The organism is Nitratireductor sp. J20-h4, from assembly GCF_056780505.1.
In genome coordinates this window covers 2840433-2857372 of record NZ_CM165557.1, presented here as the reverse complement: position 1 = coordinate 2857372, position 16940 = coordinate 2840433, and the positions used below count along the sequence as shown (strand labels likewise).

The 16940-nt window shown below is 65.8% G+C and carries 10 protein-coding genes and 1 tRNA gene; 5 read left to right on the top strand and 6 right to left on the bottom strand.

Annotation, left to right across the window (positions count from 1 at the left end; genetic code table 11):
* Nucleotides 1-76 precede the first annotated feature (76 nt).
* Complete coding sequence (locus ACT2B0_RS13870; RefSeq protein ID WP_473458415.1) at nucleotides 77-1879, bottom strand: AsmA family protein; 1803 nt, start codon at nucleotides 1877-1879, stop codon at nucleotides 77-79.
* Nucleotides 1880-2111: 232 nt separating this feature from the next.
* On the opposite strand from ACT2B0_RS13870, the gene ACT2B0_RS13865 reads away from it, so the two are divergent.
* Nucleotides 2112-4070: an acetoacetate--CoA ligase gene (locus tag ACT2B0_RS13865; RefSeq protein WP_473458413.1), complete on the top strand. Its 1959-nt coding sequence runs from the start codon at nucleotides 2112-2114 to the stop codon at nucleotides 4068-4070.
* A 251-nt stretch (nucleotides 4071-4321) separates the two neighbouring features.
* Here ACT2B0_RS13865 and ACT2B0_RS13860 read toward each other — a convergent pair whose 3' ends face one another.
* The 3 genes from ACT2B0_RS13860 to ACT2B0_RS13850 form a co-directional block, all read right to left on the bottom strand.
* Nucleotides 4322-6019 (bottom strand): ABC transporter permease, encoded by a 1698-nt coding sequence (locus tag ACT2B0_RS13860; protein WP_473458411.1) that lies wholly within the window; start codon nucleotides 6017-6019, stop codon nucleotides 4322-4324.
* A 93-nt stretch (nucleotides 6020-6112) separates the two neighbouring features.
* Entirely contained in the window at nucleotides 6113-7159 is a 1047-nt protein-coding gene (locus ACT2B0_RS13855) for a Fe(3+) ABC transporter substrate-binding protein (protein ID WP_473458409.1), read from the bottom strand.
* 418 nt (nucleotides 7160-7577) lie between these two features.
* Complete coding sequence (locus ACT2B0_RS13850; protein WP_473458407.1) at nucleotides 7578-11165, bottom strand: histidine kinase dimerization/phospho-acceptor domain-containing protein; 3588 nt, start codon at nucleotides 11163-11165, stop codon at nucleotides 7578-7580.
* A gap of 248 nt (nucleotides 11166-11413) precedes the next feature.
* On the opposite strand from ACT2B0_RS13850, the gene ACT2B0_RS13845 reads away from it, so the two are divergent.
* From ACT2B0_RS13845 to ACT2B0_RS13835, 3 genes are all read left to right on the top strand, one after another.
* The gene (locus tag ACT2B0_RS13845; RefSeq protein WP_473458405.1) at nucleotides 11414-11866 is read left to right on the top strand and encodes a phasin; all 453 of its coding nucleotides are present in this window, start codon (nucleotides 11414-11416) and stop codon (nucleotides 11864-11866) included.
* Nucleotides 11867-12034: 168 nt separating this feature from the next.
* Nucleotides 12035-12111: transfer RNA gene (locus tag ACT2B0_RS13840), tRNA-His, on the top strand.
* 228 nt (nucleotides 12112-12339) lie between these two features.
* On the top strand, nucleotides 12340-13149 hold the full coding sequence (locus ACT2B0_RS13835; RefSeq protein WP_473458403.1) for a class I SAM-dependent methyltransferase: 810 nt from the start codon (nucleotides 12340-12342) through the stop codon (nucleotides 13147-13149).
* A 298-nt stretch (nucleotides 13150-13447) separates the two neighbouring features.
* Here the strand turns inward: ACT2B0_RS13835 and ACT2B0_RS13830 are convergent, their stop codons facing one another.
* Nucleotides 13448-13588: a DUF1127 domain-containing protein gene (locus ACT2B0_RS13830; RefSeq protein ID WP_343040987.1), complete on the bottom strand. Its 141-nt coding sequence runs from the start codon at nucleotides 13586-13588 to the stop codon at nucleotides 13448-13450.
* Nucleotides 13589-13766: 178 nt separating this feature from the next.
* The gene (gene xseA, locus ACT2B0_RS13825; RefSeq protein WP_473458401.1) at nucleotides 13767-15317 is read right to left on the bottom strand and encodes an exodeoxyribonuclease VII large subunit; all 1551 of its coding nucleotides are present in this window, start codon (nucleotides 15315-15317) and stop codon (nucleotides 13767-13769) included.
* A 201-nt stretch (nucleotides 15318-15518) separates the two neighbouring features.
* Between xseA and ACT2B0_RS13820 the strand changes: the two genes are divergently transcribed.
* Nucleotides 15519-16940 (top strand): amidase family protein, encoded by a 1422-nt coding sequence (locus tag ACT2B0_RS13820; RefSeq protein WP_473458399.1) that lies wholly within the window; start codon nucleotides 15519-15521, stop codon nucleotides 16938-16940.

Below are 16940 nucleotides of genomic sequence, written 5' to 3'. Positions count from 1 at the left end.
CGGCCCGGGAGGCTCGTCTGCCGATCGGCGCCGGGACGACATTAGCGCGATTCGCCGCCGTCAAGAAACAGCGTGCCTATTCCGTCGGCTCGACCGGCGCCAGCATCGGCGACACGAAGGGCGCACTCCAGGACCCGCCGACGAAAAAGGCGGACATCTCACCGGGCGGCTGGGTGTCGCCGGCGAGTTGCCGCGGGGCGATCATGCCCGACAGAGCCAGGCCGCGGCCGACATAAGGCACGATCCCGGTCAGCGAGATGGCCTGATCTCCCGATATCGCCCTGGCGGTATCGAGACGAGCGACGCCATTGGCGACCGTCGCCTTCAGTTCCGCGCTTTCGATGGGCAGATTTCCGTTGGAGACGTCGCTCAGAGGGAAGAAGCCGCCTTGCCTGGCGCGCGCGAGAAAGCCCGGCAGGTCGAGGCCGGCGATGGTGCCGGAGCCGAGCTTGACCGCTACCGAGCCGCTGGCCCTGGGCAGGAAATCCTTCCAAACCGTCACGGTGCTGTCGAGAATGACGGAGACGGTTCCTCTGGCCCGTGGCACGGGCGGGGTCAGTTGCATGGCGGTTTCAGCTTGCGCGGTGTCGATGTCGGTGGCCAGAATGCGCAGTTGCGCCGCCTTGCCGTCCTCGCGCGGCTCGATCCGCAAGCCCGCCTGCACGGTGCCGCCAAAGGCGGTCGCGTCGGAAATGTCGAAGGCGGCAAGCCCGTCCTTGACCTGGACGGTCGCGGCGACCTGGCTCATCGACAATGCGCCGGCCGTGGCCTTGTCCGCCGACAGGCGCAGATCGAGCCCCAGTTCGTGCGCGAAGGAGATGTCGATCTGTTCGTTCCAGACGATCGCCCCGCCCGGGCTCGGCGAAAAGGCCGACAGGAAGGTGTAGATGTCGAGCGTCTCGAAGGCGAGCGTGCCGGTCACGGAGGGCACCGGGCCGGCAAAGGACAGATCGATCGCGCCCATGCCGGGATTGCCGCCGAAAACGATCTTGGCGTCCTCGACCTTGAGCCGGCTCATGTCGCCGATAACGCGGCCGGAAACGGAGGCCGCGCCGACGGCGCTGCCCGGTGATATTTCGGTTTGCGACCATTCCAGCACACGACGCAGCGACGGCGACGACAATGTCGTCTTGCCGTCGATGAAGCCGCTGTTGGAGAAGGTGACGAGCCCGTCATAGTCGAGGGTGAGCGGCGCGGAGGCGAGGGAAAAATCGACGCTGGCGTTGCCGCCGGCAAACAGCGCCAGCGGCTGGTTGACGGTGGATTCAATGGCAACGTTCTCCCCGCGCCAGACGGCTTTCGCCACCACGGTCAAGGCACGGTCGAGCGATGGCCAGCCGGCACGGCCCGACATGTCGGACACCAGCGTTTCCTCCGTGCCGTCGCTGTTGGCGAGCACGATCTGGCCGTCGACGAACTCGACCGTGCCGAGCGCGTCTTTCGGTATCAGGCTGGTATCGGGGGCGGCGGGATTGGCTTCCACGAGCGCGCGCGTGGCGTTGATCGCCCGCGTGATGCGCCCGCCACGCGTGCCGGCCGGCAACGGAAACGGGCCCGGTGTCTGTTTGAGCCGCAACCGCGGGCGCACCAGCACCATTTTGGAAAAGGACACTTCGCCGCCAAGGGCGGCGATCGCCGACAGGTCGAGTTCGACCCGCTCGGCCTGAAGGACGGGAGGCGCGTTGGGCTCGCCCCATTCCAGGAAGGCGACGTCGGCGAGATCGGCCCGCAAAACCGGCCACACGTCGATGCGTGGCGTACCGCGCAAGACGACGCGATAGCCGGTCCAGTTGCCGATTTCCTGGGCAATGCGATTGCGCACGAGCTGGGTCGAGGCGACATAAGGCAGCGCGGCCAGGACGACGAGCACGGCCGCCATGCCGGCAACAACGATCCAGATGCCTCTTCGTGCCCGTCGCGATCGCATCCGTGTTGCTCAACTCCTGCTCTCGCACCGCCAGCGGTTCACGCGCCGTCCGGTTTGCACGAGGCTCCATGCCATTTCAAGCCATTGTGGCCGGGCGATGGCGCGGCCCGGGATGGCGACCATGGCGCCTTGCCCTCTTGCGGCGCCCAATGCATAACCGCGCGACGACAATTGGAGGATCTCGATGTCTCGGACAGACCCGCTTTGGACCCCATCGCCCGACGCTGTCCGCAGGGCACCCATCATGGCATTCATGGCCGATGCATCCAAGCGTGCCGGCCGGGTCTTCAACACTTATGAAGAGTTGCATGCCTGGTCAGTCGAGGATCGCGAGGCGTTTTGGTCTCTGCTCTGGGATTTCTGCGGGGTCGTCGGCCAAAAGGGTGAACGGATGCTCGTCAATGGCGAGCGCATGCCGGGCGCCGAATTTTTTCCCGACGCGCGTTTGAACTTTGCCGAAAACCTGCTCGGCGGGAGCGGCCCCGAGGAAGCGATCGTGTTTCGCGGCGAGGACAAGGTGGAGCGCCGCCTGTCGTGGGACGATCTGCGCGCGCTGGTATCCAGGCTGCAGCAGGCGTTGCTCGACGCCGGGGTGAAGGCGGGCGACCGCGTTGCCGCGATGATGCCCAACATGCCCGAGACGGTGGCCTGCATGCTGGCGGCAACATCGATCGGCGCGATCTGGTCGTCCTGCTCGCCCGATTTCGGCGAGCAGGGCGTTCTCGACCGCTTTGGCCAGATCGAGCCGGTCGTGTTCGTGGCCTGCGACGGTTACTGGTATGCCGGGAAGCGGATCGCGGTCGCCGACAAGATCGGCAAGGTGCTCGACAAGCTGCCGAGCGTGCGCCTGGCGCTGATCGTCGACTATCTCGGCGAGGCTGAAGAGGTCGCGGCAGGTTTCGATCGCGCGACGGCGCTGGAGACGGCGCTGCGGCCCTACGCGCCGAAACCGCTATATTTCGAGCGGCTGGCCTTCTCGCATCCGCTCTACATCCTGTTTTCCTCCGGCACGACCGGCATCCCCAAGTGCATCGTGCATTCGGCCGGCGGCACGCTTTTGCAGCATTTCAAGGAGCTGCGGCTGCACGCCGGCATCGGCAAGGGCGACCGGTTGTTCTACTTCACCACCTGCGGCTGGATGATGTGGAACTGGCTGGCGTCAGGCCTTGGGGTGGGCGCCACGCTGCTGCTTTACGACGGCTCGCCGTTCTATCCCGACGGCAACGCGCTATTCGACTATGCCCAGGCCGAGAAGATGACCTATTTCGGCACCTCGGCGAAATTCATCGATTCGGTGCGCAAGGCGGGGCTGCAGCCGATCGCCACGCATGACCTCTCCACGGTGCGGGGGATTTCGTCGACCGGCTCGCCGCTGTCGCCGGAAGGATTCGACTTCGTCTATTCGGGCATCAAGGCCGATGTGCACCTTGCCTCGATCTCGGGCGGCACGGATATCGTGTCGTGTTTCGTTTTGGGTGTGCCGACGCGGCCGGTCTGGAGCGGCGAGATCCAGGGTGCGGGGCTCGGCATGGCGGTCGACGTGTGGGACGATGACGGCCGGCCGGTGCGCGGCGAAAAGGGCGAGCTGATCTGCTCGCGGGCGTTTCCGTCAATGCCGATCATGTTTTGGAACGATCCCGACGGCGCCAAATATCATGCCGCCTATTTCGACCGGTTCGACAATGTGTGGTGTCACGGCGATTTCGCCGAACGCACCGAGCATGACGGCTTCATCATTCATGGGCGCTCGGACGCCACGCTCAATCCGGGCGGGGTGCGGATCGGGACAGCCGAGATCTACAACCAGGTCGAGCAGATGGACGAGGTAATCGAAGCGATCTGCATCGGCCAGGACTGGGACGACGACGTGCGTGTGGTGCTGTTCGTGCGGCTCGCCGACGGCGTCGTTCTCGACGAGGCGCTGGAAAAGCGCATCCGCACCAAGATCCGCACCGGCGCCAGCCCGCGGCACGTGCCGGCCCGCATCGTGGCGGTCAAGGACATCCCGCGCACCAAGTCGGGCAAGATCACAGAACTGGCCGTCCGCGACGTGGTGCATGGCCGCGCGGTGAAGAACAAGGAGGCCCTCGCCAATCCGGAGGCGCTGGCCTATTTCGCGGGGCTTTCGCAGCTGCAAAACTGAGCCGCGCATGGTTAGCAAACGGTGAAGTCGAAATTTACCTAAGTGGAAGAAGTGGTACACTTCGGTAAATATCGAGCCGCCCCGGTAAGATTTTGTTAAGGGATGACGCCGATAGTCGTGCGTAACTTGAGGGTGCTGTTCCAGGCCGATTGGCGGGCGCCCGCATTTGCTCAAGTCCTCGCGTGACAGCCCGAATTCTAATAAGGCGTCCTATTGGGCGCCTTCTTTTTTGTCGGGTTGGCGGAGCAGGCTCACATCGTCGCGTCGGCATCGCGCATCAGGGCGCGGGACAGCAACACCACCGGTACCAGCGCTGTGAGAATGATGAGCAGGGCTGCCACGGCGCCGTCCTCGACAACACCGCGCGAGGCGTTTTCGTAGACATGTGTGGCGAGCGTCGAAAACCCGAACGGGCGCAGCAAAATGGTGGCGGAAAGCTCCTTCATCGTGTCGACGAAGACGAGAACGGCCGCGGTTGCGAGCGCCGGCTTCAGAAGTGGAAACAACACCTTGCGGGCGCTGGCCGTCGGCGTGTGCCCCAGGCTGCGCGCCGCCTCGTCGAGATGGGGCGGCAGTTTTTCGAGCCCGGAGCGAATTGCGCCCTCGGCCAGAGCCAGGAACCGGACGGTGCAGGCGATGATCACGGCAGCCGCCGTGCCGCTCAGCAACAGCCCGGTCGACAGGCCGAGATAGGTGCGCGCAAAGGAGTCGACGGCGTTGTCGAGTCGGGTCAGCGCGAACAGAAGGCCCAGAGCGAGCACGGTTCCCGGAAGCGCATACCCGCTGGCCGACAGCCGCGCCACCGCGCCGACGGCGGCCGTGCGCGATAGGCGGGTCGCGTTGACCAGCACCAGCGCTATCGCGACCGTGACGAGCGCGGTGCAGCCGGCGGTGAACACGCTGGTGACGAACGCCTGCTGGAGCGCGGGCTCGGCGAGTTGGTCCAGGCGCCGCGCCGCGTAGCCGCAAAACACATAGGCCGGGATGCCGAATCCGGACAGAACCGGAAAGAGGACGGCCATCGTGGCCAACCATTTGCGCGCGCCGTCGAGCCGCACCCGTGGCGGCCGGGCTTTCATGTGCGTCGCCCTGGCGCCGTGAAAGCGCTGGTTGCGCCGCGCCATACGCTCGGCATAAAGCAGCGCCAGCACCAGAAAGAGCATGACGGTCGATATCTGGGCCGCGCCTTCGAGGCTGCCGCGATTCAACCAGGTGGTGAAGACGGCGATGGTCAGCGTGTTGACGCCGAGATACTCGGCCGCGCCGATATCGTTGAGCGTTTCCATCAGGACCAGCGCGCAGCCGGCGATGATGGCCGGCCGTGCGACCGGCAGGAGAATACGGAAAAAGACGCGCACCGGCGCTGCGCCCAGCGTGCGGGCGACGTCGGCGATGTTGCGACCCTGCATCAAAAAGACGACGCGCACGGTCAGGTAGACATAGGGAAACAGCACCGACGACAGGACGATGGCGGTGCCGGTCGTGGAGCGGATGTCGGGAAACCAGTAATCGCGCGCCGACTGGAAGCCGAACAGGGCGCGCAGGGCCGTCTGAACCGGGCCGGTGAACAGGAAGAACTCGCCGAATGCGTAGGCGGCGAGATAGGGCGGCACGGCAAGCGGGAGGACGAGGGCCCAGGCGAGAAGCCGGCGCATGGGAAAGTCGTAGGCGACGACCAGCCAGGCGCAGGTGACGCCGATCGTCGCGGTGCCGACGGCCACCATGGCAAGCAGCGCCAACGTGGTCGCGGTGGCGCCTGGCAGCACGTTCCTGACGAGATGCGGCCAGTCCTCGCCGGAGCCCGTCAGAGCGATCGCAATCACGACCGCAATCGGCAGGACGGCGAGCCCGGCTATGACGATGGCAGGCAAGAGCGCGGCAACATGCCGGTCGCGACGAGCGACCGGCGCGGCGGCGGCGACATCATGCGAGACCGTTTGCGCCGTCATGATCCCTCGCGTCTCCCCAGGCCGTCCATAAACGTCATGCAAACAGGGCCGGATCGGCGATCCGGCCCTGTTTCGTCAGTGGCGCTGTGGCGCTCAGCTTGCCGGGCCATCCTGAAACCCGGTCGTGTCGACCAGTTCGGACGCGGTCTTGCGGTTGTTGGCGATCTCGTCGAGCGGCAGCGGGTCGGGCATGATCTCGCCGAAGCCCTTGACGATGTCCGACGGCTCCGTGCCGGGGCCGATCGGATATTCGAAGACCTGCTCGGCATAGATCTCCTGACCCTTGGGGCTCGCCAGGAATTCCATCAGCTTCACGGCGTTGTCCTTGTTGGGCGCATGCTTGGCCAGCGCCATGCCGGAAATGTTGACATGGGTGCCGCGATCCTCGCCGTTCGGAAACAGGACCTTGATCGACTTGGCCCAGTCCTTCTGTTCCGGCTCCTTGTCGTTGGTCTGCATCAGACCGACATAATAGGTGTTGCCGATGCCGATATCGCATTCGCCAGCATAGATCGCCTTGGCCTGGGCGCGGTCGTTGCCGTCCGGCTTGCGGGCGAGGTTGTTCTTCAGGCCGGTCAGCCAGGTCCTGGTATAGTCCTCGCCGTGATGGGCGATCATGGAGGCGAACAGCGCCAGATTGTAGGCGTGCTGGCCGCTGCGGATGCAGATCTTGCCCTTCCATTTCGGATCGGCGAGCTCCTCATAGGTGATGGTGTCCTGCCCGACACGGTCCCTGGAGGCGTAGACCACGCGGCCGCGCGTCGTCAGGCCGAACCAGTGGCCCTCGGGGTCGCGGTATTGCGCGGGGATGTTGGCGTTGATCGCCTCGTCGGAGAGCGGCTGGGTGATGCCCTTTTCCTTGGCGTTGGACAGACGGCCGATATCGACGGTGAAAATCAGGTCGGCCGGCGAGTTGACCCCTTCCGCCTCGATCTTTTCCTCCAGCCCCTTGTTCAGGAACAGCACGTTGGCGGCGATCCCGGTCTGCTCGGTGAAGGCGTCGAGCAGCGGCTTGATCAGGTCCGGCTGGCGGTAGGAATAGATGTTGACCTCGCCATCGGCCAACGCCGGGCCGGCCAGGAAGGTCAAGGCGAACGCGGCAATGCCGGCGCTGCGGAAGCGATGGATCGCATGGGACATTGAAATCAGGCTCCTCCTGATGGGGGATTGCTTGGTTTTACGGCAGGACGCCAGATCCGGCCGCAATTATCCCCTATTGAGACAAAGAGGCGCTGACGTCAAGAAAAAAGCGATAAAAATCAATAGTTTAGAATTATTCTAAACTGGAATTGTCAAGTATTGGAAATTGCTGCCTTCCTGCCTCAAGTTTTCCCGGCGCGCATGAAACCAGAGCCGTTTGTCCCCAAGCGGAATCGTCTGACCGTCGCAATTCCGCACACCGGCCAGGAGCGCGCGGCGACGCGGTGGAGGCAGTGCGAGCCGCGCGCGACGCTGCAAGGGGCTCGAAAGACCAGGGCCGGGCGAATGCGGTACGGCAGGACCGGCTCTTGCGCCCGGCATCGCGAGCGCGGACGGATGCGGTCGAGACCGTGCCGGATCAGTCGGCCAGAACGCGGGTCGAGGGGAAGCACACCTCGACAAGCGTGCCTTCGCCGGGCGTCGAGTGGATCGAGAAATTGGCCCGGTTGGCTTCCACCATCGCCTTGGTAAGCGGCAGGCCCAGTCCGGTGCCGTCACTGCGTTTGCGTTTCAGCGAATTGATCTGCTTGAAGGGCTTGAGTGCCTGTTCGATCTCGGCGCGGGACATGCCCACACCGGTGTCGCGCACGCGCATGACCACGTCGCCGGTCGCCTCATAGGCGGTGGAGACGATCACCTGGCCGCCGGGCGGCGTGAAACGGACCGCGTTCGACAACAGGTTGAGCGCGATCTGGCGGATGCTGCGCAGATCGGCCACGACATCGGGCAGGTGCGCGGGATAGCTGGAGCGGATGATGACGCGTTCGCGGTTGGCCTGCGGCTGCATCATGGCCACGATCTCGGCCAGCGTCTCGTTGAGCGGCACCGCCTCGTAGGCGAGTTCCTGCTCGCCCGCCTCGATCTTGGAGATGTCGAGCAGGTCGTTGACAAGGTCGAGGACGTGATTGCCCGAGCGGTTGATGTCGCGCAGGTAGTCGCGGTAGCGCTCATTGCCGATCGGACCGAATTTTTCGTCGAGGATCAGTTCCGAAAAGCCGATAATGGCGTTGAGCGGCGTGCGGATCTCGTGACTGACGCGCGCCAGAAAATCGGTTTTTTGCGAGGAGGCCGTTTCGGCGAGCGCGCGCGCCTTGGTCAATTCCTCCTCGGCGCGTTTCCATTGCGTGATGTCGCGCATCACGGCGCAGAAACCGCCGGCGGGCAGCCGGCCGATGGTCATGAACAGCGGGATGAAACGGCCCTGCGCCTCGCGCCCGATCACCTCGCGGCCATCATTGAGGACGCTGGCGACGCCGTTTTCCGACAGGCCCTGCAGATAGTCGCGGGCCGCCTTCTGGCTCTCCACGGCAAACAGCGACACGAAGGGCTTGCCCGTCATGTCGGCGGCATCATAGCCGAACAACGCCTCGGCGGGTCGGTTGAGCGAGCGGATCGTGCCGTTGTCGTCGATCAAGACGATGCCGTCGGTCGCGGTATCGAGGATGGTGCCCATTTCGGCCACGCGTGCGTCGGCGAGCGCGATGTCGGAGGCCGCATCCTGTTCGGCCGTCCGCTCGAGCGGCGTCAGGGCCAGAAGCAGCGCCTTGCGCTCACGCCAGGGCACCGACTGGAGATGCGCCCGGACCGGAAATTCGCGGCCATCCCTGGTCCGCAGCATGGCGGCGCCGTCCTTGTCTTTGTCCAGCGTCTCGTAGTGCTCGACAAACAGCGCGCCGAGCCCGCCGGCTTCGTCGAGATCGTCCAGCGAGGCGTAGCCTGTCATGTGCCAGAAGGCCGGATTGCCGAAGTGCAGAACGTCGCCGGAATGGACAAGCAGCGCGATCGGCAGCTTGGCAAATACCGACACGTCGACCTGGCGCGCCTGGTCGTTGGCGCCCGCCGCGGCGAAGGCGGACGGCACGATTGCGGTCGCCGGCCGGTCTGCGGGCTGCTCGCGCGTTTGTGCTGTGATCGGTTGCGCGGGTATGTCGCCGGATGATGCCGTCTCGCGCGCGCTGTCGGCGTCGGGCGGGACGGTGTCGCCGGAAAGGGCCTGCCGGGCCCCGGCGGGCTCGTCCTGGTCGGCGGCGCCGGCAGCCGGTCGCGCGGCGCCCGCGTCCTTGCCGGCGGTTTCGCTGTCGCCGGGCGGGGTTTCGCCGTCGGTTTCGGGATGCGCGGTTGTGCGCGGGCCGACAGCGGACGAGGCGTCAGCGTGGCCGTCGGCGCTGGAACCTTCGGTCCGACCGGTTTCGTCCGGGCGCTGTGCGTCGGCGACCCTGCGGTCGTCATTATCGGCGGGAGGCCGGGTCTCGGATGACGAGCCGTCTTCCGCATTCTCCGGCAGCGCACGCTCGCCGGTCACATCCTTGAGACGGTCGCCGATTTCGCGGAACGCGTCATGCTCGCTCGATGACAGCGCGCGCGCGGCCGGACCGGTGCGCCGCGTTTCCAGATGAACGATCTTTTCACGACCATCGACCGCGGACGCCTCCGTGTCTCCATCGTCTGCCGGTCGGTCGGTCGTGTCCGCGCCGACAGCGGAGGCAGGCGCGCGGGGGGGCTCCTGTACCTCGTCGCCGGCCGGCGTTTTGTCCGCGGGCGCGAGGCCGCGCGATTGCGGATCGACCGCCGCGTCGGCCATGCGGGCGATGCCGAAACCGCGAAATCCCTCGAACTGACGCTCGCGCCCGTAGATCGGCAAGGCCGCCAGGTCGACGGGAATATGCAGCGCGGTGCCCTCGACCGGCCACAAGACCGTCTTGCCGGACCAGGTGTCGCGCCGCGCCAGCAGGCCGGCGATTTCGCCATCGGGGTCAAGCCCGTAGCGTTGCGTCAGGTCCGAGAAGTCGCGGCCCGCGATCGCGTCGACGGGCATATGCACCGCGTCGGCGAAGTCCTCCGCGATCATGCTGATGCGCCCGTCGGCATCGGTGCGCCAGACAAAACGCAGCGGACCCGAGCTTTGCAGGGTCTCAAGCAGCGCGGCGTCGTCGGGCGGCGATGTCTCGGGCTCGCCGTCATCCGCCGCCTCACGCGGCGGTTCGGGCGTTGCCGGCGTGCCGGCGTAAGGAGCCTTGTCGGCGGCGCCCTGCGACCGCGCCGGGCGATCCGTGTCGAAATACCACCGGTCAACCTGACCGCGACCGTTTGCCCCGACGGGCCGATCCTCCGGTGCGGCGGTCTCGTCTGCGTCGAGCGCATCGTCGCCAACCGCGGCGAACACGTCTCCGGGCCCGTCGTCGACTAAGGCCGGTCCGGTTTCGGGTGCGGTATCGGGCGGGGCAGCGCGCGGGTCGGCCGGCGAATTGTCGTCGACAGAAGCGGGCGCGCCGGCCCGCGGTTCGGCGTCGTCAACCGCGATCAGCAGGTGCATGGCAGGCGCGTCCGTCAACCGGGCGATGCCGGCGGGAATGTTGCCGCTGTGCGCGGCGATCCGACGTTTGACCAGCCGGTCGCCTTCGTCGGCGACCTCCTGCACGAGGTCAAAAAGCGTCGCCGGGGCGATTTCCAGCGTGTCGAAACCGGGCGCGGCGGCCAGCACGGTGCCGTTTTCGTCGATCAGGGCGGCGAAATAGCCGGCTTCGGTGAAACCCGATATGGCGCGCCGCTGCACCGTTTCTGGGTCGCGCGCGGTTGCCGCCGGCGCGGGGGCGGCGAGCAGGATCGCCCGTTCTCCATCCGGCAGGTCGAGGCCGGTGGCCAGGAACGTGACCGCGCGGCTGGTGCTGCCGCTGGACAGGCGCAGAGCAAGCGGTCGTTCTCGGCCGATCTCGGGAAAGCCGGGCGTGGCGGCGATCTGACGGCGTTGCGCGACGGTCAGCCCGGTTTCGGCGCCCAGGATCGCCTCGATGTCGGGGTAGCCGAACAGTTTTGCGCCGGGACCATTGGCCCAGATCACCTCGCCGATATCGGCCGAAAGTATAGCCAGCGCGTCGCCGGCGGCGAAACGGGAACGGACCTCGTCCATTACGGCGATATCTATGAACGAGTAGTCGCTGGACGCCATACGCATCAATCCGAATTCGCTGGAACCCGCCCCGGTGTTAAGAGTTCGTTAATAAAAGAGACCACCGCGAACGTCCACAATTTGGGGCGGTCTGGCGAGCGGAATCTGGCTGGTTGGTTAACCTGATCCGCTGGAATGCTGCAATGCAGCAATCATGTTGCAATGCACAATCAAATGCGCTATATTGAAGATGAAGCGGCCTGTTTTGTCTTGCATCGGGTCGCAGTCACTTGAAGAGGAGATCCTCCATGTCGAAAACCGCCAAAACCGCAGAAACGATCGAATTCCCCACTTTCGACGCTGAAAAAGCCACCGACCAGCTCCGCTCATTCGCCGAAAAGAGCCTCGAGCAGTCGAAGGACGCCTACGCCAAGTTCAAGGCCGGTGCCGAGGACGCGCAGAAGACGCTGGAAACAAGCTTCGAGACCATGAAGCAGGCCGGCGACGAAGTGTCGCTGAAGGCGGTCGCCGCGATGCGCGCCAATGCCGAGGCCGGCTTCGGCCATCTCGAAGCGCTGATCGGCGCCAAGACCATCTCGGAGTTTGTCGAGCTGCAGACCGGCTTCGTGCGCAAGAATGTCGAGATGCTGGTCGATCAGGCCAAGGATATGCAGGCTGTGTCGTCGAAGGCCGCCGAAGACATCGCCAAGCCGGTCAAGACCGCGTTTGAAAAGACCATGAAAGACATCAAGGCCGCGTGATCCGGCCTATCGATGCGCGGCGGCAAGCCGCGCCGATCCCTTCGCGGGCGCACCGTGGAAAAAGGCCGGTTTCAGCCGGCCTTTTTCATGCGTTCAAACGGCATGCCCGCCCTTGCATTCGGGGGAATTTGACCGTATTGCACTCCAGCCTTTCGCAAGAGGCGCCGTGCGGTTGTAGCTCAGTTGGTTAGAGCGCAGGATTGTGGCTCCTGAGGTCGGTGGTTCGAATCCACCCAACCGTACCATTTTTCAAAAACCCTGACAGCCCGGGCATTTGCCCTTTTGCCTCACGCTTGGCGCGCAGTCGCGTCTTGGCTCGGTTTGCCGGCCGCAGAGGGCAAGCAGCCTATCTCCATCCGCGGCGCTGGTGCGCCCCCTCACGGCAAATCCAAAGGTCAGCTTCGGGCCCTAAGCGGTCGATTTCATGGAACTGTGATAGCCTATTCCGCGAATGGTCGAGGAGGGCAATCCAGATGGCCAACGGCCCGACGAATGCTCGGAATTTCGCGGAACGTTATCAATCCGTCCTTGTGCCGGTAATCTTCGAACCCTGGGCGCGGGAGCTGATCGATCGCGCGGCGCTCCAGGGCGGGGAGAACGTGCTCGATCTCGCCTGCGGCACCGGCGTTGTGACACGGGAAATCGCAAAATCGGGCCTATCGACCGGAAGTCTGACTGCCGCCGATCACAATGGGGACATGCTTGGCGTGGCGCGCGACCTGGCCGCGCGGCTCGGGCAAAAGGCAGAATGGGTTGAAGCCGATGCGGGTGATTTGCCGTTTGAGAGCGACCGTTTCGATGTCGCCTTCTGCCAGCAGGCCCTTCAATTCTTTCCGGACCGTCCCGCGGCGTTGCGTGAATTGCGTCGTGTCATGAAACGTGGCGGGAAGGTCATTTTTTGCGTTCAGAAGGACTTGTCCGTCAATCCACTGCTCAAATCGCAGGCGGCAGCGCTGGACAAGCATGTCGGCCCGCAGGCCGGGGCGGCTGTACGCGCGATCTGCAGCCTGCCGGACGCGGACGAAATTCGAGAGCTTTTTGAAGGTGCCGGGTTTCGCGACGTCACAATCGAGACGGTGAGCCTGATGCTCGGCCATCCCGATGGCAGAGCCTTTGCGGCAGGCGCCATGGGTGGGATGCATACGGGCGACAAGCTGTCCGAACTCGCCGAAACCAGTATCGAAATGGCGATTGACGAGTTCCTTGCCGGGCTGGGCGATTACCTTGATGGAAAGGCGTTGCGCTTTCCGCATGTCTCAAACGTGATTTCCGCACGCGCCTGATTTCGCTGCGACCCGATCCGACCCGGCCTGTGCGAGTTCGGCGGCTCAACAGGAGCGGCAAGGCATGTTTGGTTGTCGTTGAGCGAAAACCGACGCGAGATTGCGAAGGTAGGCGGTGCTCACCCGCTGCACCCTGGCGCACGGACGGTGCGACGGCCTTGCCTGACGTTGCCACAAAGAAAAGGCCCGCCGGGGAGGAACGGCGGGCCTTCTAACGTCGGACGGCGCGAAATGGGAGGAGGAGCGCGCCGCCCGCTACCGGCGGGCAGGGAGGAGGAAACCCGCCGGAATTCCGGATCTAGAGGGTCCTGCGCGCGACCACCGGGATTTCGGCGCGATTAAGGCCGATATCGTGCAGTTCGCGGTCGCTGAGGCGGTTGAGTTCGCTCACCGCATGCCGGTACCGGCGCCAGTTGCGATAATTGTGAATAAGGCTCACGGCGGTTGCCCTTTCTGCGTGTCAAATCTGATGACCGGTAGATAGGTGTGCGCCGCACAAACAAAAGCCTCGTTTGTGCATGGCAGGTTTGCGCCCGGCGCAAGCCGGCTCGCCGCCCCGAAACATCGTGCCGGACACATGGATCGGCGCCGGCATTCGCGCGGCAGGCGTGATCGGCCTATTCGAACAGCGAGCCCTGACCGCCCGGCACCGTTTTTTCGCGTGGCGGACGCGGCTTGCGGGGCGTTGCCGGTTCGCTGCCGACGATTACGGCGTCGGCTGTCGCGTCGGCGAAACGCAGCGCCACCTGATCGCCGGTTGCGAGCCCGGCGGCGCGTTTGACCGGATTGCCGTTTGCATCGCTGACCAGCGCGAAACCGCGGTCGAGCACTGATTTGTAGGACATGCTCAACAGCAGCCGTTCGGTATTGGCGAGGCCGTTCCTGCGCTGCTCGATCGTTTGCGCTATCGCCCGGTCGCGGCGCCGGGCGAGGCCCGACAGGTGCTCGCGGGCGGTCCTGACCCGGCGCAGCAGCGGATCGAAACCGAGCCGCGCGAAGGCGGTCGCCAGCCGCGTGCGGCGATCGCGCACCAGCGCGTCCTGGGCACCGGACATGCGCGTGGTGGTCTGCGCAACGGCCCGGCGCGCTTCGCCGAGGCGTCTTTCGAGCGCGACCGTCGTCAGGCGCAGCCCGCGCAGGCGCAGACGCTTGCTGTCGACATTGACCTGGAGGCCACGTGTCAGCCTGGCGGCCGCCTCGTCGAAGCGCCGCCGCGGCAGGGCGAGAAGCTGGTCGGCCGACGGCAGGGCGCGCGCGGAGGCCCTGAGTGCCTGGCGTTTGCGTTCGCCCGTGCGCGAGATCGCGCCGGCAAGCCGCGCGGCCAGGCTGGCGAGCGTCGCCTCCAGTTCGGCCTTGACCGGCACCGCCATCTCGGCAGCGCCTGTCGGCGTCGGCGCGCGCCTGTCGGCGGCGAGGTCGATCAGCGTCCAGTCGGTCTCGTGGCCGACGGCCGAGATCACCGGGATCTGCGAGGCCGCGACCGCGCGCACCACCGCCTCGTCGTTGAAGCCCCAAAGATCTTCCAGGCTGCCGCCGCCGCGCGCCACGATGATGATGTCGGGCCGGCCTGCTCCGGGAGCGAGCCCGTTGAAGCCTGAAACGGCGTTCGCCACCTCCTGGCCGGAGGTCTCGCCTTGCACGCGCACCGGCCAGACGACCAGATGCAGCGGGTAGCGATCGGAAATGCGATGCAGGATGTCGCGGATCACGGCGCCGGTCGGCGAGGTGACCACGCCGACGACGCGCGGCAAATAGGGCAGGGGTTTCTTGCGGGAGTCCTCAAACAGGCCCTCGGCGGCGAGTTTGCGCTTGCGCTCCTCCAGCAGCGCCATCAGCGCGCCGGCGCCGGCCGGCTCGAGACTGTCGATGACGATCTGGTATTTGGAGGAGCCGGGATAGGTGGTGAGCTTGCCCTGGGCGATCACCTCCATGCCTTCCTCGGGCTTGATCTTGAGGCGCGAGAACGTGCCGCGCCAGACCACGGCCTCGATGCGGGCGCGTTCGTCCTTCAAGGCGAAATAGGCGTGGCCGGACGAATGCGGGCCGCGATAGCCGGATATCTCGCCTCGCACGCGCACATGGCCGAAAGCGTCTTCCACGGTACGTTTGAGCGCGACGGAAATCTCCGAAACGGTGAATTCGGTCGCATTGGTCGGGGAATCGTTCATGGCCCCATTCGCGGGATCGGCCGCCGTCAAGTCAAGCCCGCGCGGACGACGCCGTGCGACCGCGCGGCGGCGGCTGGCCGCATCGCGGGCGTTTTGCTGGTCCTTGCGGGCGCGGCTTGCCGGGCCGACAACCGCGCGCTACCGGTTGGGGACGGTCGTGCCGGCGCGCGGCCGAACGAAGCAAGGAAAAAGGGGTCTGGCATGAGCGAACGCGCCCTGTGGCAGTTGAGCGCCTGCGAACTGGCCGAGGAGATCGCGGCCAAGCGGGTTTCGGCCGAGGAGGCCGTGACCGCCAATGTCGAGCGCATGCGCGCGCGCAACGGCGCCATCAACGCCGTGGTCGACGATCTCGGCGACGCGGCGGTCGTGGAGGCGCGACAGCTTGACGCGCGGATGGCGGCGACGGGCGCGCCGGTCGGACCGCTGCACGGCGTACCGGTGACGATCAAGGAAAATGTCGACCAGAAGGGCCGTGCGACGCCGAACGGGGTCGCGGCCTTCAAGGATATCATCGCCCCGGACGACGCGCCGGTGGTCAAAAACCTGAAAAAGGCGGGCGCGATCGTGATCGGGCGCACCAACACGCCCGAGTTTTCCTTTCGCGCCACCACCGACAACGAGTTGCACGGGCGCACGTTCAACCCCTGGGCGGACTGGGCCTCGCCGGGCGGTTCGTCCGGCGGCGCCTCGGCGGCGGTGATGTCGGGCATGGGCGCGCTCGCCCACGGCAACGATATCGGCGGATCGCTGCGGTTTCCGAGCGCGGCCACCGGCGCGACCACGGTCAAGCCTGGTCTCGGCCGGGTGCCGGCCTACAATCCGTCGGCCAAGGCCGAGCGCGGACTTCTGGCGCAGATCATGTCCGTTCAGGGCGTGATCGCGCGCGAAGTGCGCGACGTGCGCGCCGGGCTGAAGGCGCTGATCGCCTACGATCCGCACGATCCGTGGATGGTGCCGATGCCGTTCGAGGGGCCGGTCGAGCAGGGGCCGCTGCGCGTCGCGGTCACGCGCGATACGTTCGAGTTCGATCTGCATCCCGCCGTCGAGGCGGCGATCATGAAGGCGGCCGACTGCCTGGCCGACGCCGGTTACGAGATCGTGGAGATCGACCCGCCGCTGGTACGCGAATGCGGCGAAATCGGCTACCGCGCGTTGATGGGCGAGGTGCACGCGCTGATGGGGGCGGATATCGAAAAATATGGCAGCGACACGATCAAGCGCATCTTCAAGGACTATTTTTCGCTGTTCGCGCCGTTCGAGGGTGTGGAACTGCTGGAGGCGATGGCCAAGCGGGCTCACTTCACGCGTCAATGGCTACTGTTCATGCAAGACTATCCGCTGGTGCTGACCCCGTTCCTGACCGGGCCGGTGTTCGGCTGGAACCGCGACGCCGAAGGCGTCGACGGCGCGATGGAGGTGCTCGGCAAGGCGCATTATTCCTTCGCGATGAATTTCATGGGCCTGCCGGCCGGCAATATCGCCGCCGGTTTCCATGGCGGCCTGCCCATCGGTGTGCAGATTGTCGGGCGGCGCTTCCGCGAGGATATGGTGCTGGACGCCTGCGAGGCGGTCGAGGCGGGTGTCGGCGTGATGGCGCACAAATTGTTCGCGCGCGGGGACTAG

Bases quoted from the DNA above. Each gene is read 5' to 3' on its own strand.
- xseA (WP_473458401.1), bottom strand. From the start codon at position 15,317: ATGAACGATTCCCCGACCAATGCGACCGAATTCACCGTTTCGGAGATT.
- ACT2B0_RS13865 (WP_473458413.1), top strand. From the start codon at position 2,112: ATGTCTCGGACAGACCCGCTTTGGACCCCATCGCCCGACGCTGTCCGC.
- ACT2B0_RS13855 (WP_473458409.1), bottom strand. From the start codon at position 7,159: ATGTCCCATGCGATCCATCGCTTCCGCAGCGCCGGCATTGCCGCGTTC.
- ACT2B0_RS13870 (WP_473458415.1), bottom strand. From the start codon at position 1,879: ATGGCGGCCGTGCTCGTCGTCCTGGCCGCGCTGCCTTATGTCGCCTCG.
- ACT2B0_RS13845 (WP_473458405.1), top strand. From the start codon at position 11,414: ATGTCGAAAACCGCCAAAACCGCAGAAACGATCGAATTCCCCACTTTC.
- ACT2B0_RS13860 (WP_473458411.1), bottom strand. From the start codon at position 6,019: ATGACGGCGCAAACGGTCTCGCATGATGTCGCCGCCGCCGCGCCGGTC.
- ACT2B0_RS13850 (WP_473458407.1), bottom strand. From the start codon at position 11,165: ATGGCGTCCAGCGACTACTCGTTCATAGATATCGCCGTAATGGACGAG.
- ACT2B0_RS13835 (WP_473458403.1), top strand. From the start codon at position 12,340: ATGGCCAACGGCCCGACGAATGCTCGGAATTTCGCGGAACGTTATCAA.
- ACT2B0_RS13820 (WP_473458399.1), top strand. From the start codon at position 15,519: ATGAGCGAACGCGCCCTGTGGCAGTTGAGCGCCTGCGAACTGGCCGAG.